The 23,743-nt window shown below is 39.7% G+C and carries 22 protein-coding genes and 1 tRNA gene; 20 read left to right on the top strand and 3 right to left on the bottom strand.

Going from position 1 to position 23,743, the window contains the following annotated elements; genetic code table 11:
* The first annotated feature begins 33 nt into the window (after window positions 1-33).
* Together CH361_RS06710 and CH361_RS06705 are read left to right on the top strand one after the other, a co-directional pair.
* Window positions 34-381, top strand: a complete 348-nt coding sequence (locus CH361_RS06710) for a YraN family protein (RefSeq protein WP_100790080.1) — start codon at window positions 34-36, stop codon at window positions 379-381.
* 104 nt (window positions 382-485) lie between these two features.
* Complete coding sequence (locus CH361_RS06705) at window positions 486-686, top strand: hypothetical protein (RefSeq protein WP_100790079.1); 201 nt, start codon at window positions 486-488, stop codon at window positions 684-686.
* Between the two features lies 1 nt (window position 687).
* Here the strand turns inward: CH361_RS06705 and CH361_RS06700 are convergent, their stop codons facing one another.
* Entirely contained in the window at window positions 688-2,133 is a 1,446-nt protein-coding gene (locus tag CH361_RS06700; RefSeq protein ID WP_100790078.1) for an ATP-binding protein, read from the bottom strand.
* Between the two features lie 60 nt (window positions 2,134-2,193).
* Between CH361_RS06700 and CH361_RS06695 the strand changes: the two genes are divergently transcribed.
* The 14 genes from CH361_RS06695 (at window position 2,194) to gspN (ending at window position 15,645) form a co-directional block, all read left to right on the top strand.
* Window positions 2,194-2,619, top strand: a complete 426-nt coding sequence (locus tag CH361_RS06695) for a type II secretion system-associated lipoprotein (protein WP_244279673.1) — start codon at window positions 2,194-2,196, stop codon at window positions 2,617-2,619.
* 95 nt (window positions 2,620-2,714) lie between these two features.
* Window positions 2,715-3,635 carry a peptidoglycan DD-metalloendopeptidase family protein gene (locus CH361_RS06690; RefSeq protein WP_244279672.1) on the top strand — a complete coding sequence of 307 codons (921 nt, stop codon included), beginning with the start codon at window positions 2,715-2,717 and terminating at the stop codon, window positions 3,633-3,635.
* Between the two features lie 29 nt (window positions 3,636-3,664).
* The gene (locus CH361_RS06685) at window positions 3,665-4,579 is read left to right on the top strand and encodes a general secretion pathway protein GspC (RefSeq protein WP_100790076.1); all 915 of its coding nucleotides are present in this window, start codon (window positions 3,665-3,667) and stop codon (window positions 4,577-4,579) included.
* A gap of 1 nt (window position 4,580) precedes the next feature.
* Entirely contained in the window at window positions 4,581-6,344 is a 1,764-nt protein-coding gene (gspD, locus tag CH361_RS06680; RefSeq protein WP_100790075.1) for a type II secretion system secretin GspD, read from the top strand.
* Window positions 6,341-8,017: a type II secretion system ATPase GspE gene (gene gspE, locus CH361_RS06675; protein ID WP_100790074.1), complete on the top strand. Its 1,677-nt coding sequence runs from the start codon at window positions 6,341-6,343 to the stop codon at window positions 8,015-8,017. Before gspD ends, gspE begins: the two co-directional genes overlap by 4 nt.
* 2 nt (window positions 8,018-8,019) lie before the next feature.
* Window positions 8,020-9,246, top strand: a complete 1,227-nt coding sequence (locus CH361_RS06670; protein WP_100790073.1) for a type II secretion system F family protein — start codon at window positions 8,020-8,022, stop codon at window positions 9,244-9,246.
* A 5-nt stretch (window positions 9,247-9,251) separates the two neighbouring features.
* Window positions 9,252-9,713, top strand: a complete 462-nt coding sequence (locus CH361_RS06665) for a type II secretion system protein GspG (RefSeq protein WP_100790072.1) — start codon at window positions 9,252-9,254, stop codon at window positions 9,711-9,713.
* Window positions 9,688-10,320, top strand: a complete 633-nt coding sequence (locus CH361_RS06660) for a type II secretion system protein (RefSeq protein ID WP_425268671.1) — start codon at window positions 9,688-9,690, stop codon at window positions 10,318-10,320. The genes CH361_RS06665 and CH361_RS06660 overlap by 26 nt, the downstream gene beginning before the upstream one ends.
* The gene (locus tag CH361_RS06655; RefSeq protein ID WP_100790071.1) at window positions 10,298-10,825 is read left to right on the top strand and encodes a prepilin-type N-terminal cleavage/methylation domain-containing protein; all 528 of its coding nucleotides are present in this window, start codon (window positions 10,298-10,300) and stop codon (window positions 10,823-10,825) included. The genes CH361_RS06660 and CH361_RS06655 overlap by 23 nt, the downstream gene beginning before the upstream one ends.
* Entirely contained in the window at window positions 10,825-11,469 is a 645-nt protein-coding gene (locus tag CH361_RS06650; RefSeq protein ID WP_100790070.1) for a type II secretion system protein GspJ, read from the top strand. The genes CH361_RS06655 and CH361_RS06650 overlap by 1 nt, the downstream gene beginning before the upstream one ends.
* Window positions 11,432-12,532, top strand: coding sequence for a type II secretion system minor pseudopilin (locus CH361_RS06645; RefSeq protein WP_244279670.1), 1,101 nt, complete (start codon window positions 11,432-11,434; stop codon window positions 12,530-12,532). The genes CH361_RS06650 and CH361_RS06645 overlap by 38 nt, the downstream gene beginning before the upstream one ends.
* A 2-nt stretch (window positions 12,533-12,534) precedes the next feature.
* Complete coding sequence (locus CH361_RS06640; protein ID WP_100790068.1) at window positions 12,535-14,157, top strand: cell division protein FtsA; 1,623 nt, start codon at window positions 12,535-12,537, stop codon at window positions 14,155-14,157.
* Window positions 14,157-14,681, top strand: coding sequence for a hypothetical protein (locus CH361_RS06635; protein ID WP_100790067.1), 525 nt, complete (start codon window positions 14,157-14,159; stop codon window positions 14,679-14,681). Before CH361_RS06640 ends, CH361_RS06635 begins: the two co-directional genes overlap by 1 nt.
* A gap of 1 nt (window position 14,682) precedes the next feature.
* Window positions 14,683-15,645, top strand: coding sequence for a type II secretion system protein GspN (gspN, locus tag CH361_RS06630; protein ID WP_100790066.1), 963 nt, complete (start codon window positions 14,683-14,685; stop codon window positions 15,643-15,645).
* A 189-nt stretch (window positions 15,646-15,834) separates the two neighbouring features.
* On the opposite strand, the gene CH361_RS06625 is transcribed toward gspN, so the two are convergent.
* Window positions 15,835-19,458, bottom strand: a complete 3,624-nt coding sequence (locus CH361_RS06625) for a vitamin B12-dependent ribonucleotide reductase (RefSeq protein ID WP_100790065.1) — start codon at window positions 19,456-19,458, stop codon at window positions 15,835-15,837.
* Window positions 19,459-19,680: 222 nt separating this feature from the next.
* On the opposite strand from CH361_RS06625, the gene CH361_RS06620 reads away from it, so the two are divergent.
* Both CH361_RS06620 and CH361_RS06615 read left to right on the top strand, forming a co-directional pair.
* Window positions 19,681-19,756, top strand: a tRNA-Asn gene (locus tag CH361_RS06620).
* Window positions 19,757-19,961: 205 nt separating this feature from the next.
* On the top strand, window positions 19,962-20,528 hold the full coding sequence (locus tag CH361_RS06615) for a L,D-transpeptidase family protein (RefSeq protein WP_244279668.1): 567 nt from the start codon (window positions 19,962-19,964) through the stop codon (window positions 20,526-20,528).
* 225 nt (window positions 20,529-20,753) lie between these two features.
* On the opposite strand, the gene CH361_RS06610 is transcribed toward CH361_RS06615, so the two are convergent.
* Complete coding sequence (locus tag CH361_RS06610; protein WP_100790064.1) at window positions 20,754-22,220, bottom strand: flavin-containing monooxygenase; 1,467 nt, start codon at window positions 22,218-22,220, stop codon at window positions 20,754-20,756.
* Between the two features lie 420 nt (window positions 22,221-22,640).
* Between CH361_RS06610 and CH361_RS06605 the strand changes: the two genes are divergently transcribed.
* Window positions 22,641-22,970: a metalloregulator ArsR/SmtB family transcription factor gene (locus tag CH361_RS06605; protein WP_100790063.1), complete on the top strand. Its 330-nt coding sequence runs from the start codon at window positions 22,641-22,643 to the stop codon at window positions 22,968-22,970.
* Window positions 22,957-23,442, top strand: a complete 486-nt coding sequence (locus CH361_RS06600; protein WP_100790062.1) for an SRPBCC family protein — start codon at window positions 22,957-22,959, stop codon at window positions 23,440-23,442. Before CH361_RS06605 ends, CH361_RS06600 begins: the two co-directional genes overlap by 14 nt.
* The last annotated feature ends 301 nt before the right edge of the window (window positions 23,443-23,743 follow it).

Here is a 23,743-nt window from a genome sequence, read left to right as displayed (position 1 = left end):
ACCATTTGGTAAATCTGGGTTTTGTACCTTCTGATGTGGAATAAAATAGAACGGGGTAGGCAAGGCGAGGCCCTTGCTCGGGATTATTTGGAGGCGAATGGACATTTGATCCTTTTCCAAAATTATAGAAAGGCAATTGGCGAATTAGACATAATTAGTTTTTGGAACGACTGTCTACATTGTTCGGAAGTGAAGTTTTGGAGGGAAAGTAGCGGATTTCATCCCCTGGAATGTTTTCATGAGACAAAACGTAAGAAAATGCGGAAGGTATATTTCTATTTTCTAAAAGAGTTCCCTGCCTTCTTCCACCTAACACCTTCGTTTAATTTGATCCATATCACAGAAAAAAAGGAAGTTCATTTTTATTCATCAATCTTCTAAATAACTTCATCAAGGGATTTTTGTACTGGGCCGATTGTTCATGTATCCCACAAGGGAAAACGCTCTCAAGGATGAGAGTTTGATTGTTACAAGGAAGTAACCACATGAAACAATTTAGTATTTTTGGGAATTTAGCAGAAACCGACGAATTTGGACCAGATCCGGTTTTACTCCGGAAAAGGGGAATGGCTGCTACCATTCAGAAGAAATTCGAAAATTACAAGAAAAAGATAGATGATCCAGCTTATATGGATTATGCGATCAATAAAATTGCGATGGAAATTTCGCACTTTATTTCAAAGTAATTTATCCTAAACTATAAATCCACTGGTATCCAATACAATACTGAACTGCCTCCCAGATGTGTACTTCCTTTGTTCGGGAGGACAGGTTCCAATCAGCAACAGTCCTTGAAAGAGAGATGATTTGTTTTTTCTTTCGTAAGGACAGTTGTTTGGTTTGAGGATCTATGTCTAAAATCTTTTGAATTTTATTTTCTTCATCTTTGGGAATGATCCTTGTCTTTCGAAATTCATATCGCTCTAAAATGATTTTTCTCATTTTTAATTCATCCAGTTTGATGCATCTTTCGTTATTAGTTTCAAATAATGTTTGAAATATAGTGATTCTATCTAAAAAAGCCCCGCTAATTTTTTGCAAATACAGGCGAATCTTTTGTAAAGAACAGTGACAAGTTTCAGCGCCGTGATAGTTCCCGCAAGGACAAGGGTTTGCTGATAACATTAAAGTAAATTCTGTTTTTAGTTTTGTTTTTTCGTTCATCCGAACAATTTCTAAAAAGGAATCTTCCATGGGCATTCGTAAACATTCTAGAATTCGATCTTTAAATTCCAAGGCTTCATCTAAATACAATATCCCACCATAAGCTTTCGAAATTTCTCCTGGTTGGAAGGGGAGTCCACCTCCCACAAGACCCACCTCTGTTGCAGAATGGTGGGGAGAACGAAAGGGACGTTTTGTTGATGGGACTTCAAATTCACCCCCTGAAGTCCAAATTCCCTGATCTTCATGGTCTCTGAATTCCTTGGGAGGAAGTAAAGATGCAAGCATTCTATGTAACATAGTTTTTCCAGATCCTGGACTTCCCAGCAATAGACTATGGTGGCTTCCCAGTAGAGAATAGAGTAATCCCTGAAAAACTTTCATTTGGTAGGGATCTAAATACACCACATCCCAAACCGGAGAGGTTTTTGATGGATAGACCACCTCTCTTGTGCTAGGTGGATCTTTAGACAGGTTTTTTAAATCTTCTAGATGGTTTAGGAACTGGTACCTTCCTTTGGGGAGTGATTCTTTTTCTAAAGAAGAGGGGAGGAGAAAAGATTGGTCGGAGGATTCTGGAGTTTGCCAAAGGTAAGGTAAAAGTTCCTGTCCGCCTAAAATTCTTCCATCCAATCCAAGGCCTCCCAAATACCGGATGGGGTAAGTGGGAGAGGGGATCTGATCTGTTGCGAGGAGGATTCCTGCAGCCATTGCTAAATCTAAAGAGACCATCCGTTTGGGAACATGGGCTGGTTTTAAATTGATGATGATGGTTTCGAGTGGGAACTGGTACCCAGAGGCCTCTAGAGCCAAACGGATGCGGTCTTTCGCCTCTTTTGTGGAGACGGAAGCACAACCCAAAATTTGGAATCCAGGAAGACCCTTTCGAATCCCCACCTCTACTTGGATTTCTTTGGTTCCATTCCATTCGTATAACAAACTTCCAACTTCTGCTCGTTTGGGGATCACAAGAACTTTAGGTCTATGAAACTCTCTTTTGGGCCAAAAAATAAAAAAGGCTTTTCATAAATGAGGCATCATGGTGACTTTTCCTCAGAGTTTGCTTTGGATTGTAGTATCATTCGTGTAATTCCCCTCGTTCTTCTCCTTGCGTTCAGTCAATGTTCCCAACGGTTGATCAAAAAAGAAAAATTAAGGGAAATCAATGAATACTATGATGGAAAGACATATTCCTTACAAGAGGAGATCAAATTCTCTCAGACAGAAGTTTGGAAGAAGGGGACTCTTGTTAAGATTTATATCGAATCCACACCTTCTCTATTGAAATTAAAGGTTTATCCCATTGCAGAATCCAGAGAGTCTTCTGTGGGAAAATTGGCAGCCTATATCATCAATGATGATGTGAAAAAGAAGCAGTATGACTTGGAAGATGTCGAAGAGTGGGTCGGTAAAAAGTTCACTCTGGTAGAATCCAATGTTAAAAAAAAGAAATAAAGGTTTGGGTTTTCATATTGTTGCCAGTCATTCGTTTTCATTCTTTCTTTGTTTCTAGTTCAAGATTCTTGCCCCAGGTTCCCGATATTTTATTTGTGAAGATCCTTCGGTTGGCTACAATTTCTCTTTTGGTTCTTTCGGGAACAGGGCTCCTTGCCAACCCATTTCAAAAAATTCATTCTGAGATCAATGAGTCACTTCCGGGTGGTGAACCAGGAATGTTTCGTCTCTTCGGGTCGCAATCGCAAGAATCAGAAATCCATAAACTTTTTTCTGTGGGTGTCAATGCCTCTGGTGAAGACGAAGAAGTGGAGCTGGCATCTCTAGACCTTCCCAAATACATTGATGTTTCTCCTGTCGTGAGTAATACAGTGGTTCACGAGTCGGGAATTGTTTTAAAAAAATATACAGTCCAAAAAAAGGACAATCTCTCAAAGATTGCTCGTTCTTTTTCAATCGAGCTTGCAAAACTCAAAAAACACAACGGGCTTAACTCAGACCAATTAAAAATTGGCCAAGTTTTGGAAGTTCCTGTCCAAGTGAAGAATGCTTCTTCCTCCCGAGTGGTTCTAAAAAAAATCTTCATCCTACCTGTTCCCCAAAGCCGAGTCACCTCGCGTTATGGAAGAAGAGTGGATCCCTTTAATAAATACAACCGTGTCTATCATACCGGTCTCGACCTTGCGGCCAAAGTAGGAGCTCCCGTTCTATCTTCTGCCGATGGTGAAGTGGTTTTTACTGGTCGGAATGGTGGGTATGGAAATTCAGTCACTATCCAACATAAAAACGGTTATAAAACAGTTTACGCCCATTGTTCACAGATTTTAGTTGAGGTTGGGGAAACGGTGAAGATGGGTCGTGTGGTTGCCCTTGTCGGAAGGACGGGAACAGCAACAGGAGCACATCTGCATTTTGAAGTGTTTCGAAACGGGAAGATTATGAATCCTGAATCGGCATTGAGCATCACGGAAAAACAAGTCACTCGACTTCCCAAATCTGAAGTAGCCGGAATGTAATCGGAGTTTATCTCCGGTTTGTGGGGAGCATGAATTTAATCCTTCAAAGAATCCAGTCGAGTCAGTTTTTGACATTGATTCCGGCGGTTTTACTCTTTTCTTTTTCTCTTGCTTATCTCTTGAAACTTGTCCTCCTCCTTTTGTTTTCTACAGAAACGGGGATCAGTGTCTCAGGAAACGTTCGTCCCAAACAAATGCGCCAAGAAGTGGTTTTGGCCGTGAGCACATACGAAGATGTGGTTACGGGAAATCTCATCCGTGGTCAAGTTTATGACCCGAATGATGCCACCAAACGTGGGGCAGATGGGGCACCTCTCGATCCTGAAATTGCTCAAGACAATGGAGACGACGACCAAATGCTTGTCACCGGGACACTTTCTGGTCACTGGTCTTTTGCTCGGGTTACCATCCGGGAAAAACAAAACAATGATTCTGAAGAATACGGAACTGGTGAAATGGTGGGTGGTTACAAAGTCCAAACCATCGAACAACATTATGTGGTCTTAAAAAAAGGGGGCCTTAGTCTCCGAGTGAATATTGGAGAAACACCAGCCCAAGCAAAGGAAAGGATCCGTCCTAAGGATGCTGCGGGGGTCCCTAGTCTTGGACCTTCTAGCCAAACGGTGCAAAAAGTTCTTTCCCGTGAGGACGTAAATCGCAAATTGAAAGACCCGAATACTATCTATAAAAATGCAAGGTTTGGTCCTCATTTGGTAGACGGAAAGATCGAGGGTTACAAGATCTATCAGGTGGCAAAAGACCATGTGTTTTATTCCCTTGGTGCTCGTGGTGGAGATATCATCAAACGAGTTAATGGAATGCCACTCAATGAAACAGAGAAAATGTTGGAAATTTGGGGTTCGATCAAACAAGCTCCGAAAATTACAGTGGATTTAGAGAGACAAGGCAAAATAATCACATATGAATTTATCATTCGGAATTAAAATGAGAAATCGTCTTCCTTTAGTAGTAATCAGTATTTGCCTTTATTTATTAGTCACTCCTAGTTTTTCCCAAGAGAAGGGAAAACCGAAGGCGAAATCATCTCCAGAACCTGCTAGTTTTACTGCTGATTGGAGAGATACAGAACTCAAAGATTTCCTTATGGGAATGAGTGCCATCATCAAACGAAATATCCTCATCGATGATGCTGTAAAAGGAAAAAAAATCACTATCATCTCTCAGAAACGTGTGAAGATAGAAGATGCTTACGGATTTATGAAATCCGTTTTAGAAACCCAAGGATTTGGTCTCATCGAAGAAAACGATTTGATCAAAGTCGTAAAAATAAAAGACGCACTTGCCAAATCACCGATTGTTCGAATTGGAAAAGATCCGGTTTCTGAATCTGAAGTTTCTCTGAATAAAACCATCACTCAAATTGTTCCTTTAGAATTTTCTAATGCTGTGGAACTCGAACCGATTCTCAAGAGGGTAACCTCTCCTGATACAGACATCATCATTCCTAAAAATCAAAACACATTGATTTTTTCTGGATCTACAGCCGATATCAATAAACTACTAAAGTTAGTTGATAATTTAGATGTTCGAGCAGATGGCCCAGGATCTATTTCTTCTGCCGGCGATATTCATATTTATACATTAGAGTATAATGAAGCTGAAAAACTGGCTGCAGTTCTCGTGAAATTAGATATGCCTGATATGCCAACGGCACCGACCCAAGGTCCGCCGGGAGAACCTGGTCCTGATGGAAAACCGGCAGCACCACCACAGCCTGTGGCCCAACAACAACCAAAGGTTCCAGGCAAACAAGATAAAATCAAAGCTGTTGCTCATAAAGAATCTAACTCACTGATTGTAACTGCGACTCCTCAAGAATGGGAAGAAATTAAAAAAATCATCAAAATTTTAGATACTCCCAGAAAACAAGTGTTACTTGAAGTGCTTATTGTGGAACTTACTTCTACAGATTTAAATGATTTTGGAATTGATTGGCGATACCAAGAGTTGGCTTATGGACAATTTAACACTGGTCTTGCGGCTACCGGTGGGGTAATTGACAAAAACGGTCGTCCTACAAACGTAAACACACTCTCTGGTTTTTCCCTTGGATTCATTCGTCGTGGGGGACAACAAATCATTGGTATTTTGAATGCAAACTCTACCAATGAAAATTTTAATGTATTGTCCGCTCCGCAGATCCTCACTTTGGACAACCAAGAAGCAGAAATCAATGTGGGTCAGGATGTTCCGGTTAGAACCCAAAACCGTAACGCGGGAACGGGTGGGGACAATGCTGTCACTGTTGCTAACTTTGAATACCGTCCAACAGGGATTAAGTTAAAATTTACTCCCCATATCAACAAAAATAATCGTATCACTCTCGATCTTTACCAAGAGATAAAAAACGTAGCGGGAATTTCTTCGGAAGCCACGGGGGGAAACCCAACCTTCAACAAACGGGATATCAAAACCACCATTGTTGTGGATAATATCCAGACGATCGTGATTGGAGGATTACTCTCCAACGACAAACAAAAGAAGGTTCAAAAGATTCCGATCCTGGGTGAAGTCCCCTTACTTGGAACTCTCTTTCGACGAACTACCAATCAAAACCGTAAAACCAACTTAATGGTGTTTTTAACACCGCATATTCTGGACGATCGAGACAAATCCGATCGGATCACCATCCAAAAGAAAAATGAACAAGAAAGGATGGTCGACGAACGAGAAAAGAAATTACGATGAGAAAGAGTTTAGGTCAAATTCTACTAGAAGATGGGATCCTGACAGTAAAGGATCTAGAAGATATTTCCAAACAACAGGAAAAAACCAATCTTCCGATCACTCATATCATCCAAAAAAAAGGTCTCGCTTCTGAATCCGATATTTTAAAGGCATTAGCAAAACTCCATCGTATGGAGTTTATCGATAAACTTGAGTTCGCCGCTAATGACGAAGTTTTTGGAAAGATTCCCTTAAAGCTTGTCCAAAGGTCTAAAATTGTTCCTGTATCTGTAAAAGGTAAAAAAGTAGTCGTTGCTACTTCTGACCCTACAGACCTCCATCCTATGGATGATATGCGATCCTTCTTAAAAGGATACGAAATTCAGTTCGTTCTGGCCACAGAAAACGAAATCATGAGAATCATCCATTCTCAGTTCGACAAAACTACTGCCGAAGCCAAAGAGATGATGGATGAGATGGATGGTAGTTTCGGCGATCTCTCCGATGCTTTCGAATCGGATGCTTTGGATCTATCCAATGAAGCTCCTATCATCAAGATGGTAAACGTCATTTTATCGCAGGCTGTTTCCGAAAGAGCTTCCGATATCCACGTGGAACCCTTTGAAAAATCAGTAGTGGTGCGTTACCGGGTGGATGGGGTTTTGCAAAAAGTATTAAGCCCTCCTAAATCGTATCTAGCGGGAATTTCGACTCGTATCAAAATCATGTCGAATTTGAACATTGCGGAAAACCGTTTGCCGCAAGATGGAAGGATTAAACTTCGGTTAGCTGGGAAAGATGTGGACGTTCGGGTATCGATCATTCCTTGTCAATTTGGGGAACGGATCGTAATGCGTATCCTAAACAAAACAGACCAAAAGTATTCCATCGAAACCATGGGATTTAATAAAGAGATCTTAGGTGACTTTAAAAATTTAATTTATAAACCCTATGGAATTATTTTAGTCACAGGTCCCACGGGATCTGGTAAATCAACGACGCTTTATTCTGCACTTTCCGAAATCAATACAGAAGAACGAAACATCATCACTTGCGAAGATCCAGTGGAATACCAAATGGATGGAATTTCGCAAATGCAAATGAATGAAAAAATCGGCCTAACGTTTGCGGCGGGTTTACGTTCCATCCTTCGTCAAGATCCGGATGTGGTGATGGTGGGGGAGATCCGTGATGAGGAAACAGCAAGGATTGCGATCCAAGCCTCCCTTACGGGTCACTTAGTGTTTTCGACTCTGCATACGAATGATGCCTCTTCTGCTGTGACAAGGCTTGTGGATATGGGAATCGAACCTTATCTCATCACAAGTTCTGTACTTGGATTTATGGCACAAAGGCTTGTCCGTGTGATTTGTAAGGATTGTAAAACTTCTTATAAACCTACGGATAAAGATTTGGCGGGCCTCGGAATCCAAAGAAAAGAATTAAAAAATGGAGTTTTGTATCGTGGGAAAGGTTGTTCTTCCTGTCTAAATTCTGGATATAAAGGTCGTACTGGTTTGTATGAACTTCTCACCATGAATGATGAAATCAAACGTGCCATTTTACAAGGTGCTGATGCCAATAGGATCAAAGAACTTGCTGTGAAAAACGGACTTTCGACTCTCCAAGATTACGGCAAATACAAGGTGATTGAAGGTGTGACAACTCCAGAAGAAGTCCTTCGGGTATCGTAGTTATGCCACTCTATACGTACGTTGCATTCAACCGAAAGGGCAAAGAGGAAAAAAACATCATTGATGCCCCAAATCTTCAGGCGGCACGTAACAAATTAAAGGCGAAGGGTCTTTATGTTCGGTCGATCCATGAAGACCGTGAAAAAGAAGAGAGAGAACTTTTTCCTTTTTTATCTAAGTTATTATATAGAATTCCCAGAAAAGAAGTAGGTTTATTTTGTAAACAACTAGGAACACTTCTTGGTGCCGGAATTCCCCTTGATAAATGTTTACTTTCTATCATTGATCAGGTAGAGAATATTTACTTTAAAAAAGTTTTGATTGAGATGCGGGCAGACATTACGGAGGGGATGAGCCTTTCCGAGTCCATGAAAAAACACAAAACCGTTTTTCCTGATCAGTATCCAAGTTTGATTTCTGTGGGCGAGTCTACAGGCAATTACGAAAACACCTTACACCGTTTGGCGGAGCTTGAGGAAAAGTCTTCTGAATTAAAATCTAAAGTGCAAGTAGCGATGATTTATCCCATGATTATGGGGTTACTTTCCCTTGGGGTGTCCATATTTTTACTTGTTGTGGTGATTCCTCAAATTGAACAGTTGTTTGCTTCCTTTGATGCCAAACTTCCACTCCTGACCAGAAGTGTGATTTTTTTATCGTATGTTCTGACAAACTATTGGTTTTTTATTTTAGGAGCCATTGCTGGTGGGTTTCTTGGATTTTTAAAATGGAAAAGTTCTGGGGAAGGGAAAAAAACTTGGGATAAGTTTCTCTTGCGATTGCCAGTCATCGGCACCTTACTTCGTAAGATTTTGGTTTCTAATTTTGCTAGAAATTTATCAATCCTACTTTTGAACCGGGTTCCACTCATAGTTTCTTTGAATATTGTTTCGGATGTTGTGGGTCATACCGTTTTTAAGGAAGAAATTGAAGCAGCCATAGTCAAAATCAAAGAAGGGGGAAAACTTTCTGATTCCTTACAAGGATCACAAGTTCTTCCTCAGATGGTTCTTGGGATGCTCAGTGCGGGAGAAGCCTCTGATAAAGTCCCCGAAATGATGAATAAACTCTCGGAAATCTATGAATCCGAGGTGGACACAGCAATAAAATCTTTGACCCAATCATTAGAACCAATGATGATCATTGTAATGGGTGGAATTATTTTTACGATTATGGCGGCAATTATGACGCCAATGTACAAACTAACGCAAGAAATCCAGGGGATGTAGAGTATATGAAAACTAAAGGGAAACAAAGAAAGATTCGTGAGGGACTTACCCTAATTGAGATTACCGTGGTAATGCTTATTTTAGGTTCACTCATGGCAATTCTTTACTCCAGTATCGGAAACCGGGGTGAAGGTGAAAAAAAACTGAAGCTAAAAAATGATAGCGCAGTTCTCAAAACAGCACTCGAACGTTATTTAGAAGTTTATGATAAATACCCTTCTGAAGAACAAGGTTTACAGGCGTTAATCGAAAAACCAGACGATGATAAAATTGGTGACGACTATGAACCGATAGTTCGCGAAAAAGCTGTTTTAAAAGATCCTTGGAAAACACCATATGTGTTAAAGTTTGAAGGATCTGTTCCTCAAATTCTTACCTTAGGTGAAGATAAAAAAGAAGGTGGAGAAGGAAAAAATAAAGATTTTAATATTCTTTCCCCGGATGATTACCCGGCCGCGTTCCGATAAAAAACCGGGTTTGAAAACCAAGCGGAGGTTACGCGACGGTCTCACTTTGATTGAGATCGCCGTAGTGATTTCCATTCTGGGTTTGATCATGGTGATTGTTGGAGGAACTCTCCGTAACCTCATCATTCCATCCACTGAAGACATCGCTGTTAAGTTACAGGAATCTTTTAAATTCGGATACAACAAAGCCCAACTCACCAACCAAGCTGTTCTTTTTCAGTATGATTTCGAAAAAAGGGAATATGAGTTTTTTCTCCTAAAAAGAGAAGAAGGTGGGCTGGAAGAAGAGGCAATTTTAAAGAAAGTGACTCTTCCATTTTATTCAAAAATTGTCAGCGTACGAGACTTAGGTGGGAAGCCGAAAACAGAGGGAAAAATTCGAATTGTTTTTACCCCACAAGGGACCACAACAGATTTATTGTTATACGTTGGCTCTGATACGGAAATCAAACGAACGATTCAAATTTACCGTTATGGTGGGAAGGTAAAAATTCATAAAACAGAATACTTCCCTGAACCAGAAACAGGTCCTATCCAAAAAGTATCTTATGGACTAGATGAAAGGGATGAACAGGTGGATTCCAATGCAAAAACCCAACCTAAGTAATCACCTGCGCAAGGCCTTCACTCTTTTTGAAGTTACGATCGCCATGGCTATGGCTGCGATGGTGATGACTTATACTTATTCACTCATTGCCGAAGGAATTTCTTATCAGAAAAAAGCGGTATTACTTGCGAATGCAGTGCATTTAGCAAAAATCAAAATGGCACAAGTGGACTCATCCACCACCATGCAAACAGATACTTCACGCGGATCCATTGATGCCTTTCCTGGATACACCTTCGAAACAGAAATCAAAGAAGAAGAAATGGATTTACTCAAACTTGCCGGTGGGCCCAATGCGGAAGCCCTTCGTAATAAAGCACCAAAAGATATGTTAGGTGACAAGGATGTGGGTTTTAGTGATCTTATGAAGAAAAGGGGTCAGAAAAAAAGTTTTGAAACTGGAGGGGTTTTAAAGGTTTTCAGAGTGAAGGTTTCTATTTTTTATATGGATGGAAACAAAAAAGAAACTTATAGTGTAGAAACATTTAGGAGCACAAAATACTGATGTTTTCCAGGCGACGGAATCGACAAGGATTTACCTTGGTGGAAATTTCCATCGTCGTGATGATTATGGCAGTGATCTTCACAGGGATCTTTTCTGTATTTTATACTGCAAATAAAATTTCTAAAAAGGGCGCTTCAAATAAAGGTGCAAACAGAAAAGATATACTTTATGCGATGGAAAACATCAGAGGAACGCTCACTCGGACATACTATATCGATAACCAAAAACGAATTTTATTTGTTGGTAAACAAGAAGGTGTGACTGGCGGACGAAATGACCGGATTGTGTTTGCTACGTCCAATCCCAATTCAGAAGAAGAGGGACAGGCTTCTGTAAGAGAAGTTTCTTTTTATTTACGAAAAATGCCAAATCCAAAAATGGAAGGATTGTCTTATCTCATTCGCAGAGAAGATGAAATGATTGATAACTTTCCCACTCAAGGCGGCGTCGAACATATATTACTTGAAAATGTAAAAAGTTTTCAAATGAAATTTTCAGAACGTGGTGATAAATGGGTTGATGATTGGAATTCCCGAACTGCCAAAAAAATTCCAAGACTCATTCGATTTGAAATTATATCACTTGTGGGGAATGCATTTGTTAAATATGAATCGCTTGCGCATCCTGTTATCCTCTTCAAATAAAAAAACAAAGAAGGGGTTTATGGTCTATCTCCTTGTGATGGCCATTGGTACTGCTTCTATGTTCACTGCATCTAAATTCTTTGAGGATGCGGCGACGGAGTATCGTGTGGCCCGGTCTCAGGCAGACGGGTTTAGAGCTCATATGCTCGCCAAAGCGGGGTTTATGGGAGCAGTGGGAGCACTCAAAAAAATTCCGGAAGAAGTTTTGTACCAATCAGGTCTTGCAATGGATCCCCCTCCGATCCCTCTTGGGGGTGGAGTCATTTATTATACAATGAGTCCTGAAGACGGAAAAATCAATATCAACTCACTGATAAAAATTTACGACGACCAACCCAATCAAAGAACCATCGAAATGGTGACCCGGCTTTTTTACCAATTTGGGTTAAAACGAGAAATGATTTCACCCATTTTGGACTGGATTGATGAAAACCACCAAGAAACGGGGGGTGGCGCCGAACAGTACTACTACAATAGGCTCACTCCGCCAAGAAAAATCAAAAATGCCCCATTTTATTCCCTTTCTGAGTTACTGAATGTTAAAGGATTTGATCGGTCTGTGGTGTATGAAAGCTTAAAACCCAAAGACTATGACAAAAATAATTCCAAGGACTTTATGACGGAGGAGGAAAGAGCCCTTCGTTCCGATAAAGATTATGTGCTCTCCAATAATGTGACCGCTTATTTGCCTGCGGGTGATTCTTATGATGATCGGATCAATATCAATACGGCACCGTATTTTGTCCTTATCTCCCTTTCTGACTTTATGACCAAACAAGCCGCCATGAAAATTTTGAAACTCAAGTTGCAGAAAGGAGGCTATATTAAAGAATTGAAAGATCTGGAGACCGAACCAGAATTCCAAGTGAAAACAACGGGGGAGCTCACTCTGTATAAAGAACTTGCGGGTGAGGGAACGGACGTCTCGGGTGGGCGAATCAAAACCAAAGGCGAAGTTTATAAAATCACAGGGGTTGGGATTATAAAGGATAAAGTGGTTCGAAAGGTGTCTGGTCTTTTTGACCTTACCAACAACCAAATGTTATACTATACTGAAGATTAATTATGTTATCATTTGACCAATACCTAGCAATCGATTACGGTTCAACATTTCTAAAAGGAGTCCTTTTTAAAAAGGTGCTTGGGAAAGTTGTGATCCTTCGGACAGAAAGCCTTCCTGTTGTGGAACTGGATGAATCGGAAGGAGATCCCTTCGAATACAATATCATCCGTTTCATTCAAAGTTTTTTCCCTGAAGAAAACAGGTTTCTATTAAACTTAGGGATTCATAATCTTTTTGTTCGTGACCTAACAGTTCCTCTCGTTTCGGAAAAAGCGATCCAGGAAGTTCTACCCTTTGAAGTGGAAAATCTGGTTCCTTACCCCATGGAGGAATTAGAAGTCATCGGAAAAACTTGGAGATCCAATAAAGAAAACTCCGAAGTGATTTCCTTTAATGTCCACCATTCCGAACTTCTCAGAGCTTTAAAACCGTTTGCGAAAGGTGACCTTTCCTTATCTTGTTTGTCTCTGGATTCTTTTGCTCTTTCCTCTTTAGTCACAAAAAACTATCCATTGCTTGTGACTGACCAAACCATCTTGCAACTAGATCTGGGTGGTCGTTATAGCATATTAAATGTTCTTTTTGAAGGAAAACTTCGTCATACTCGCCAAATTTATATTGGTGGTGAAGATGTAAGTCTGGAAATTTCTAACTTACTTAAAATAGAATTAGAAGACGCTCGGGTTTTAAAGGAATCACTTCCAGTGGGATTTCTTTTTGATAATATCGAAAAATCGGAAGAAACAAGTTTTCTCTCAAAATTTCATATTAACGGAACTCAATGGAAGTCTCTTCGTAAATTCATTTTGGCAAAACTAGACCAACTCATCCATGAAGTAGAAAATAGTATCTTCTCACTTCCTGAAACAGAAAGGCCGAGCCTAATTCTTTTGTCCGGGGGGGCGAGTTTATACCCAGGGCTTACCGCTTATTTAGAGGAAAAACTAGGAATCAAAACAGGGCGGTATGAATTTTTAGGGATAGCCGATCCAAGTTTTGTGACAGCAGTTGCTACAGGAACTCATTTTGAATCGCGTAATCGTGTGAACTTCCTGGAAACGGGGTTTGCTAAAAGAATTCATACCAATCGGTTTAAATTAGCTGCCTTTAAACCCCATTTAATTTTGGTTAGTATCTCTTTGGTGCTTTTGTTTGGGGTATTTGTGATTGGAATTATTTTAGATAAACGTAAAATATCTGCAAACAAACGAGTGTTAATTGAGAAGTATAAAAATGGCATTGGTGGCGAACTTGGGGAAGAAGAAGACCCACTTGCAGAAGCCAGTAAAAAACTAAAAGCAGAACGAAAGAAAACAGAAATTTACCGTCTTTTCCTTTCCCAAGAAAGTGTTTTGGATGTTCTCAATGAAGCCACAGAACAGTTTCCTTCTCCAGAGGTTTTACCTTTTATTTTAGATCAGTTTAATTTTGAAGAAAAGGAAATCCAAATTTATGGAAGGGTCAATGAATTTGGGGAGATTGGAACCATTCAATCTGCTTTAGAAAAATCTGAAAAATTTACCAACATTCAAATTCAAAACAAAAGACTGATTACGGGTGTAAATAAATTTAAAGTCAGTTTTAAAATCAAAATGGATATTGTGACTCCGAAGGATGAACCATAATGTTTGATCGGCTCAATGATAGAGAACGCCTTTTAGTTACTGGCCTCATTAGTTTCGTGGCTCTCCTTGGAATTTATACAGTCATCACTCTTTTTTCTGATTTAAGAAATAGTCTTACCGAAGAAATTTTTGAAACTAGATCACAAGCAAGTGAACTCGACCGAGTGATCCGAGAGTACAATTATCTACGTGGATTACAGTCTGGTGGAAGTGAAGAAGATGTTAGTGTTATGTATTCGAAACTGGATCAAATTCTGGTTCGTTACAATCTCAAAGACAAAGTCCAAACCATGAAGGACACAAGTAACGTCATCCAAAAGGATTATAATAAAATTACGATTGATGTTTCCTTTCGTTCAGTTCTTTTACAAGATATCATTAAACTAGTTTACGATATCGAAAAAAACAAACAAATCCAAGCCAAAGTGGACTTACTTAGTTTTCGAAAACCATTTGCTGAAAAAGAAATCTACGATGTGAACTTAAAAGTTTCATCCTACAGTCGTTTGTCGAAAGGGAAATAAAATGCCAAAAGAAAATGAATTGGAAGAAGATTTTTTGACGGAAGAAGACCAAGAGATTCAAGAAAGTCTTTTGGAGGATGATGGGGAGTTGTTTGACGAGGATGGAGATGAAGAACATTCAAAAGTAAGTCGCAAACAAGTTTTTACCCTCGTGGCCATTGCCGTTGTTTCTTTTTTTATTTTTACTCTTTTTATATTTCCACTCAATGAAATTGTTCGATCCATCCTAATCAAAACTGGGAAAGAAACCGGGATCTTTATGGATGCTAAAGAAATCCATTTTCCTATGATGGGAAGGAAGTCCTTTGATAGTTTTGTTGCGAGTTTTCCAACGGGAACTTCCATTAAAGCAGAAGAAGTTAGTTTGGGTATTTCACTTTTGGGACTCCTTCAATCGAGACTAGACGGAGATGCCAATATTGGGTATTTTAATTTTGAGGGAAGTGAGTGGGTTTTTAGTGCACAAACCTTGGACCTTCCGCTTCGCATTGCTCCTCTTGATGATAAAATTACCAAGTGGAATGGAGAAGGGGAGATTGACCTTTCTGGTGGTAAAATCAAAGAATCTGCAGAGATTCCCTTTCTCGGAAGTTTGAAAGGAACTGACATTCGCAAGGCAAATCTTGTTTTTAAAATTCGTTCTGGAAAGTTACTCGTGGAAAGAGGTAGCTTAGAATCTTCTCTAGCAAAATTCCAATTCCAAGGTGTGGTTCGTCTTTCGGATACCTTGTCTTTTTCACAATTGGATTTAAAAGTATGTTTTACTCTTACGGAAAAGTTTGCCCAAGAGCGCCAAGATCTAGTCGGTATGGTTGCACTTCTTCCCCAAGAAGGAGGGAAAACTTGTATCCCGATTCGTGGAACCTTTTCTTCTCCTAAAGTGGATCTCCCCAACTTGAATCAGTTAGGTGGTAGTGCACCCAAAGCAGAAGAAACTTCGATTGAACCAGCGCCGGTTCCATAATTTCAGCTAATTCAATAAAAATTTAAAATACAAAACCGAAGGTCTATTTGGGATTCCCATATTTCTTTTATTTGTTTTTTTAGAGTCACCATATAAAGAAAAAGACCCGAAGAACTTCGGGCCTTTTTTAGAAATCAAATGAATCCCGTCATTGGATACAACGGGATTTGTAAAAAGTTGGTTTTTGTTTTACGAACAACCAGTAGTGGAACCGCAAGAGATACACTTGAGGCAAGCTCCGTTACGAACCATTTGGAAGGAACCGCATTCTGTACAGGAATCTCCTGTATAACCTTTGGTTCTGGCTTCCGCTATGATTTTCAGAGTTGCTGCTGCTGATTGAGCTGCTGTTGGTTGGGTTGATCCACCTGCAACGGCAACTGCTTCTGGTTTCTCTTCCAAAACAGACTTCATCGAAATAGGAGCCACTTGTATCGGAACACGAAGTCCGCTACTTTCCTGCTTTCCCCCGAGATCCTTTGTTGCTGGTTCTGCCTTTCTTCCTACTTCATCTGTTCTCAAATCTTCTGGAGATACTTGTGCCAAGTCGTATCTTCCCAGGTAAGTGATGGCAAGTTCTCTAAAGATGTAATCGATCACAGAGGTTGACATCTTAATATGAGGGTTGCCAGAAACCATACCGTTTGGTTCGAATTTGAAGAAAGTGAATGCTTCTACAAATTCTTCTAACGGAACTCCATGTTGAAGACCAAGAGAAACCGCAATCGCAAATGCATTCATTAAAGAACGGAAAGCCGCTCCTTCTTTATGCATATCGATAAAGATTTCACCGAGTTGGCCATCTTCGTATTCTCCTGTGCGAAGATATACTTTGTGACCACCTACCATTGCTTTTTGTGTATAACCTGCACGGCGGTGTGGGAGTTTTCTCCTTTCCGCAATGTATTTATACACTAGTTTCTCTGCAACTTCCGTTACCGTTTTCGGAGCAGCGGAAGTTTGGAGTTCTTCCTCTTCTTCTCCCACAGCACTTAACAACTGGAATACGGAGTTAAGTGGTTGTGAAAGTTTTGATCCGTCACGGTAAAGTGCGTTTGCTTTGATCATCACTTTCCAGGACATGAGGTATGCATTTTTTACATCCTCGATGGTTGCCTCCTCAGGAAGGTTGATCGTTTTGGAGATCGCACCCGAAATGAATGGTTGAGCCGCAGCCATAATTCGGATATGTGATTGATAAGATAAGAAACGTTTTCCATATTTCCCACATTTGTTAGCACAATCAAAAACTGCTAAGTCCTTCTCTTTGATGAAAGGTGCATTTTCGATGGTCATCGTTCCACAAACATAATCATTTGCCTGGGTGATTTCTTCTGCAGAAAATCCGAGTGTCTCCAAAAGGTTAAAACCCATGGAATTATATACGTTTGGATCAATTCCCAATGTTTTAGAAAGGAAATCTTCGCCTAATGTGAATTTGTTGAATGCAAATTGAATATCGAAAACAAACGGAAGTTGTTTTTCGAGTTTTTCCAATACGTCTTCTGTAAAACCTTTTTCTTTCAAACGAGCCGTGTTCACACCAGGAGCTCCGTTGAAAGTAGCATGGCCTTTACAGTAGTTCACAATGGCATCTTGTTCCGCTTGGCTGTACCCGAGTTTTTTAAGTGCCGCTGGAACCGATTGGTTGATGATTTTGAAATAACCACCACCAGCCAATTTTTTGTATTTCACAAGAGCAAAGTCTGGTTCAATTCCGGTGGTATCACAGTCCATCACAAGTCCGATTGTTCCTGTTGGTGCAATCACTGTTACTTGTGCGTTGCGATATCCATACAATTCACCAAGCTCTAATGCTCTGTCAGAATCTTCTTTTGCCGCTTCTAGTAGGTAAGAAGGGAGAAACGATGGATTGATTCCCACTGGAGTGATGGTAAGACCTTCGTATTCTTCTTTCGGTGCGTTGTAAGCGGCACGTCTATGGTTACGAATCACTCGGAGCATATGCTCTTTGTTTTTTTCGTATCCTGCAAATGGTCCTAGTTCTTTTGCCATCTCTGCAGAAGTTGCGTAAGAACTCATATGCATGATGGAAGAAATGGCTCCCGTCACTGCCATGGCTTCTTGTGAGTCATAAGGAATTCCCATGATCATCAGAAGAGAACCAAGGTTCGCATATCCGAGTCCTAAAGTTCTAAACTTGTAGGAAAGTTCTGCAATCTCTCTGGAAGGAAACTGAGCCATCAGCACAGACACTTCTAAAATGATCGTCCAAACTTTGTTTAAGTATCGGTATCCTGCTACGTCAAAGGATCCATCTTCTTTTAAGAATTTAACAAGATTCGCCGAAGCTAAGTTACATGCTGTATTGTCAAGGAACATGTACTCAGAACATGGATTGGACGCATTGATGGCGCCGTCCTCTGGACAAGTATGCCATTCGTTGATGGTGCTGTGATACTGCGTTCCTGGGTCAGCAGAGTTCCATGCAGCATTGGCAATTCTTTCCCAAAGGTCACGAGCCCGTAGCGTTTTGGACGGTTTTGCATCCCGGCCCGCAGCCTTAGCTTTTTCTTTTTCGGTTCTATTATAGAGTTGGAAAGGAAGATCCTTTTCCACAGCTTCCATAAACTCGTTTGTGATTCGAACTGAGTTATTGGAATTTTGTCCAGAAACTGTATTGTATGCTTCGGATTGCCAGTCAGTGGTTAATTCTTCAAAGAGTAGGTCTTTGTAACCTTGTTTGGAAAGGTCAATCACTCGTTTGATATAGTTGTCTGGAACAAATGCCTTTCTTGCTTTTTGGATCGCTTTTTTGAGATCTAAATTGGCAGTTGGGTCGTATGCTCCCTCACCAAGTGTTTGTTTGGCGGAAGTGCAAGCACTCATAATATCATTGAGAAGGCGGTTGTTGAGAATGGATCCCGTAACAAGGGAAGCCACTTTTTTCTCTTCTTGTACTTTCCAATCGATGAATTCTTCAATGTCAGGGTGATCCATATCCAGACAAACCATCTTCGCTGCACGACGAGTGGTTCCTCCTGATTTGATCGCACCAGCAGCTCGGTCCCCGATTTTAAGGAAGGACATAAGCCCAGAGCTTTTACCACCACCAGAAAGAGATTCATTGGCAGCACGTAAGTTAGAAAAGTTAGTTCCTGTTCCTGATCCGTATTTGAAAAGACGAGCTTCACGAACCCAAAGGTCCATGATTCCGCCTTCGTTGACTAAATCATCATCCACAGATTGGATGAAACATGCGTGGGGTTGTGGGTGTTCGTAAGAAGAGGCTGATCGTACGAGTTTCCCTGATTTTGGATCCACATAGTAATGCCCTTGTGACTTTCCATCAATTCCATAAGCCCAGTGAAGACCCGTATTGAACCACTGTGGGGAATTGGGTGCCGCCATTTGGCTTGCGAGCATAAAAATAACTTCTTCATAGAAGACACGAGCACTGTCCTCATCTGTAAAATATCCGTATTTATATCCCCAATAGGTCCAACATCCCGCAAGACGATGGAAAACTTGTTTGGAATCAGATTCTCCTACAAAACGATCTTCTGGATTGAGAGCGGAAAGTTTTTCATCATCGGGAACTGAACGTTGTAACCATTCAGGAATTCCTTTTTCCGAAACTTTCTTTAAATATTTGGGAACACCTTTTCTTCGAAAGTATTTCTGCGCGAGGATATCTGTTGCTACTTGCGACCAAAAATCCGGAACTTCCACTCCGTTGGCTTCAAATACAACGGACCCGTCCGTATTCGTAATTTTAGAATCCTTACGGACCCAAGTTAAATTCGGGTAAAGACCCTTATTCCCTTTGGTAAAATGCCTCTCAATTTTCATGCAGACCCCATCTACAACAACATATACAATTTCTATTTTTTTCCCCTACCAGGAGTGGAGAGGATTATGTCACAATGAAGGTATCTTAAGTTGGAAACATCCATTTTTTAAGCCACGGTTCCCTGATTTATTAGAATTTTTTCAAAATTTCTTTTGAGTCATAATATTTTTTTTCATTGACCTAGCGGCCTTCCTACGTAGCATGGTCACCAGATTCGAGATTCCCCTTTAGCTCAGTCGGTAGAGCAAATGACTGTTAATCATTGGGTCGCTGGTTCGAGCCCAGCAGGGGGAGCCATTCGAATCATCTTAAGAGTTTTACACCCATCGACTCTCCGAAAATCCTAACTGCTTTTTCCATTTTCTCCAACATCTTAGGCTTCCCCCTTAAATCCAAACCAATTCCATCCCTAAAAACGAATTCTATCACTGTTCTTTTCTGTTTTTTTGCTTTTTGGATCAGCTTTCCTTTGCCAATCTTGGGAGAATCTACACCGAAAAACGTGCATTGGGACTCAGAACAGATCGTTTTTGTGACGGCAAATCCAAAGGAAAACTCTGGCCAATTGGATGTTTATACTTTGGAGGATGGGGAATGGGTTACGATTCTAGAAAAAATTCCTGTCAGGTTGGGAAGGAATGGACTTATTTTTCAGGAAAACAAAAGGGAAGGGGATGGAAACACTCCTTCTGGCGTTTTTCCCATCCAAAGAATTTTAGGAAAACAGAAAAGAGAGAAAATTCGTAATTTAGAATACACTCAAATTCGAAAATACCACCATTGGAGTGATCACCCAAATTCCAAAAATTATAACCAACTCATTTCCAAATATGAAAAAGGAGGAGTTCCTCTTTGGGATTCCTATATTTATGATTTATTCATTGTGATTGAGCACAATACCAAACCCCCAGCAGTTCCTGGTTTTGGCAGTATGATCTTTCTTCATGTATGGAATGAGGACAAACCAACTTCAGGTTGTGTAGGAGTTTCTAAAGAAGTTCTGGAGACTTTGGTTTCTGTTTTAGACGGAAGAAAAAATCCGAGTTTTTTCATTCAAATTATAGACTGAAAGCGTATAGGCTCTCGTTCCAGCCACCGATCGGAGTGGAAATCCTTTGCGGATGCAAAGATTGGAACGGAGAGCGGGATCGCAAGTACAGTTTAGGATTTAGATATTCTTTTGAATTTGCGAGGCACATCAAAAAATAAGAAAATGATAATTCGAATATTCTGAAATAAAAAAGCCGGTATAGGGTTATACCGGCAAAATGTTGTATTTGGCTTAAAACTGAAACTAAAATGTTTTTAGGGCAAAGTCCTTGTAGTTGGGTGTTTTCATTTCCTTTTCCCATTGTTTCCAAGTATATGGCCACATTGCCGGATCTCCATCAGGATCTAAATACCAACTTTGGCAACCACCGAGCCATACTGTTTTTCCCATTCCTGCTTTTAGGTAAGCGGCAAATTGTTTTAGAGCTTCTTCTGTTGTTTCGATTTCATCAAATTTTTTCATTCTCCAATCTTGGATGATTTTCATCACATATTTGGTTTGGACTTCACTCATAGCAATTACAGAAAAATTTCCAATAGGAGTGTTGGGTCCAAGCATCAGAACGAAATTGGGAAGGTGAGGGATGAATAGAGACCTGTATGCTTGGACTTTCTTTTTCCAAACTGTATCGATAGAAACTCCATTTTTCCCTGTTAGGTTCATTGGTCTCATAAAATTAAATGGGTTAAATCCTGTTGCTAGGATGAGCACATCTAGTTCATGAAGTTTTCCGTCTTTCGTTACCACTCCCTTATCTGTAATTTTTTCGATTCCCTCTGTAACTAAATCAGCATTGGGTTTTTGGATGGCATCATAGAAAGTGGAGTTCACAATCACTCGTTTGCAACCCACTCTGTAGTTTGGAGTTAGTTTTTTACGAAGGGAAGGATCTTTGATTGATTTTTTAAGATTTTTTTTGCAGAGAAAACTCATCAGCATATGAGGGATTTTTTTACCGATCACTGCTTTGGAAAAAGTTTGTTCTACAGCAAAGGTGTACCATTTATGAAGTCTTTTTAAAATCGTTTTATCTTTTCTCCATCTTTGTTTGTCTTTTTCAGAATAATTTACATCTGGAATTTCAACAATCCATTGTGGGGTTCTTTGGAAAACAGAGACTTTACTACCTTGTTTCATAATTTCAGGAATGACTTGGGCCGCAGTGGAACCAGTTCCGATGATTCCAATTCGTTTTCCTTTTAAGTCTACGGAATGATCCCATTCTGCAGTATGAAAACATTTTCCTTGGAAAGAATCAAGTCCTTGGATATTGGGACGAGCAGGGTGGTGTAAAATTCCTGTGGCTGAAATCAGAAAATCGGAAACATAAGTTTTTCCCTTACTTGTTTTTGTTGTCCACTTTCCATTGTTATATGATGCTTCTGTAACTGCTTCGTTAAAATGGATTCTTGGTGTTACCTTATAGGTATCACTCACACGTTTGAAGTAACTTTGAATTTCATCTCCATGAGCAAATCGGTGACTCCACTCAGGATTTGGTTCAAAACTATAGGTATACATATGAGCTGGAATGTCACAGGCAACACCAGGATAAGTATTTTCTCTCCAAGTTCCCCCTAAGTCATTTTTTTTCTCGATTATGGTTACGTCAGTGATTCCTGCTTTTTCGAGTTCGATCGCAAGTAGGATGCCAGTCATACCAGCACCGATCACTACAACGGAAGGATTTCTAAGAACTGAAGTTGTCATCTGTTTCCTCGTTTCTATTTTGTGGGAACTTTGTTATAAGAACAATGTTCCGAAATTAAGAACTGAGAAAGAATGACATCTCTTTATGATTCATTTGCAATAAAAAAAACATATGTGTGATAAAAAAGGAAAAAGTATTTTTTATAATTAGAATCATAATGATTATAAAAAATACCATTGAACAATGAATAGGTTGGTTCAGGTGGATAGTTCGCTTAATCAATGTTTGTTTTTGTATTCAATCGAATAGGTTGGTTCTATAAATGAATCCACAACCTCTCTTTTTGATTATTTTTGAGAAAAGAGGGACTTTGTGATTTTAAGACAAAAACATACGTTCCGATTCGTTTTATATTTTTTTCGAGAAATAATTATAATTAAGTATTGACTTAATTAAGTAATCGGTTAATATTTTAACCAATGAATGCTTTTGCCGCTTTAGCGGATGAGACAAGAAGAGACATCGTAAGACTAGTGGTCAAAAACGGAGAACTTACATCGACAGAAATAAGTCAGAATTTTCAAATGAGTCCTCCTGCCATTTCCCAACATCTAAAAGTATTAAAGGATGCGAATGTCCTTTTGATGAAGAAGGATGCTCAAAAACGGATCTACAGCCTAAACCAAACAGGCCTTAAAGATATGGAAGATTGGATTTTAGATATTAAAAATCTTTGGACGAAACGTTTGGACAAACTGGATCGGTATGTATTGAAGTTAAAAATGGAGAGAACAAATGATAAAAAATAATTTAGAAACAATCATCGAAAACAATCAGGTAACTTATCAAAAGTACTTTGATGTCCCGAATTCATTATTATTTGAAGTTTGGTCGAGTCCAGAACATCTAACAGAATGGTGGGGACCTGATGGATTTACACTCACAATCAATCGTTTTGATTTTTTCAATGGTGGAATTTGGGATTTTGTCATGCATGGCCCTGATGGGCATGATTATAAAAATAAAATCCAGTTTATCGAGATTCAAAGACCTGATTCTATTTTATATAAACATATCGGAGATGGCGAGGGTGACGAAGATGTAGACTTCCAATCCAAAATTATTTTTGAACCTTTTGGTGAAGGTACAAATTTAACGATGATTCAAATATTCCCAACTAAAGAAGAACTAGAACGAGTGAATGCAAAATACGGCGCCATCGAAGGTGGGAAACAACATGTGGGAAATCTTGCAAAATACTTGGAACGAATTCGGTCGTAAGTTTAAAAAATATTGATACTAACCATTTTTCTTGTTACCAATTATGTTGTTCTTTTTACTATCGTTGGCCAGACTCAAAGGCTGTTTTGTAAGTCTTCGAAACCGGGTAATCAAATTAGTATGGGTCAAGTTTGGGGATTTCTATCTTATCCTTAATCCTTGGATTGCTGATTTCTAGGGGGCTGAAATCTTTTCCTTAGCATTATTTCCGTGAAGAAATAATGCTACTCGACTTGATTCAAAAAAATAGCATCCAAACATAAGATTGTTTCTTCAAAACCTTGGTATTCAAAGTTAACGA

Origin of the sequence: Leptospira brenneri, assembly GCF_002812125.1 — a bacterium.
GTDB classification, from domain to species: domain Bacteria; phylum Spirochaetota; class Leptospiria; order Leptospirales; family Leptospiraceae; genus Leptospira_A; species Leptospira_A brenneri.
This window is presented reverse-complemented; position numbering and strand designations above follow the sequence as displayed.

Coding starts and splice junctions, on each gene's coding strand:
- CH361_RS06665 (WP_100790072.1), top strand. CDS start 9,252: ATGAAAACTAAAGGGAAACAAAGAAAGATTCGTGAGGGACTTACCCTA.
- CH361_RS06600 (WP_100790062.1), top strand. CDS start 22,957: ATGATAAAAAATAATTTAGAAACAATCATCGAAAACAATCAGGTAACT.
- CH361_RS06640 (WP_100790068.1), top strand. CDS start 12,535: ATGTTATCATTTGACCAATACCTAGCAATCGATTACGGTTCAACATTT.
- CH361_RS06695 (WP_244279673.1), top strand. CDS start 2,194: ATGAGGCATCATGGTGACTTTTCCTCAGAGTTTGCTTTGGATTGTAGT.
- CH361_RS06670 (WP_100790073.1), top strand. CDS start 8,020: ATGCCACTCTATACGTACGTTGCATTCAACCGAAAGGGCAAAGAGGAA.
- CH361_RS06660 (WP_425268671.1), top strand. CDS start 9,688: ATGATTACCCGGCCGCGTTCCGATAAAAAACCGGGTTTGAAAACCAAG.
- CH361_RS06705 (WP_100790079.1), top strand. CDS start 486: ATGAAACAATTTAGTATTTTTGGGAATTTAGCAGAAACCGACGAATTT.
- CH361_RS06645 (WP_244279670.1), top strand. CDS start 11,432: ATGAATCGCTTGCGCATCCTGTTATCCTCTTCAAATAAAAAAACAAAG.
- gspD (WP_100790075.1), top strand. CDS start 4,581: ATGAGAAATCGTCTTCCTTTAGTAGTAATCAGTATTTGCCTTTATTTA.
- CH361_RS06650 (WP_100790070.1), top strand. CDS start 10,825: ATGTTTTCCAGGCGACGGAATCGACAAGGATTTACCTTGGTGGAAATT.
- CH361_RS06635 (WP_100790067.1), top strand. CDS start 14,157: ATGTTTGATCGGCTCAATGATAGAGAACGCCTTTTAGTTACTGGCCTC.
- gspE (WP_100790074.1), top strand. CDS start 6,341: ATGAGAAAGAGTTTAGGTCAAATTCTACTAGAAGATGGGATCCTGACA.
- CH361_RS06710 (WP_100790080.1), top strand. CDS start 34: ATGTGGAATAAAATAGAACGGGGTAGGCAAGGCGAGGCCCTTGCTCGG.
- gspN (WP_100790066.1), top strand. CDS start 14,683: ATGCCAAAAGAAAATGAATTGGAAGAAGATTTTTTGACGGAAGAAGAC.
- CH361_RS06605 (WP_100790063.1), top strand. CDS start 22,641: ATGAATGCTTTTGCCGCTTTAGCGGATGAGACAAGAAGAGACATCGTA.
- CH361_RS06610 (WP_100790064.1), bottom strand. CDS start 22,220: ATGACAACTTCAGTTCTTAGAAATCCTTCCGTTGTAGTGATCGGTGCT.
- CH361_RS06625 (WP_100790065.1), bottom strand. CDS start 19,458: ATGAAAATTGAGAGGCATTTTACCAAAGGGAATAAGGGTCTTTACCCG.
- CH361_RS06655 (WP_100790071.1), top strand. CDS start 10,298: ATGCAAAAACCCAACCTAAGTAATCACCTGCGCAAGGCCTTCACTCTT.
- CH361_RS06685 (WP_100790076.1), top strand. CDS start 3,665: ATGAATTTAATCCTTCAAAGAATCCAGTCGAGTCAGTTTTTGACATTG.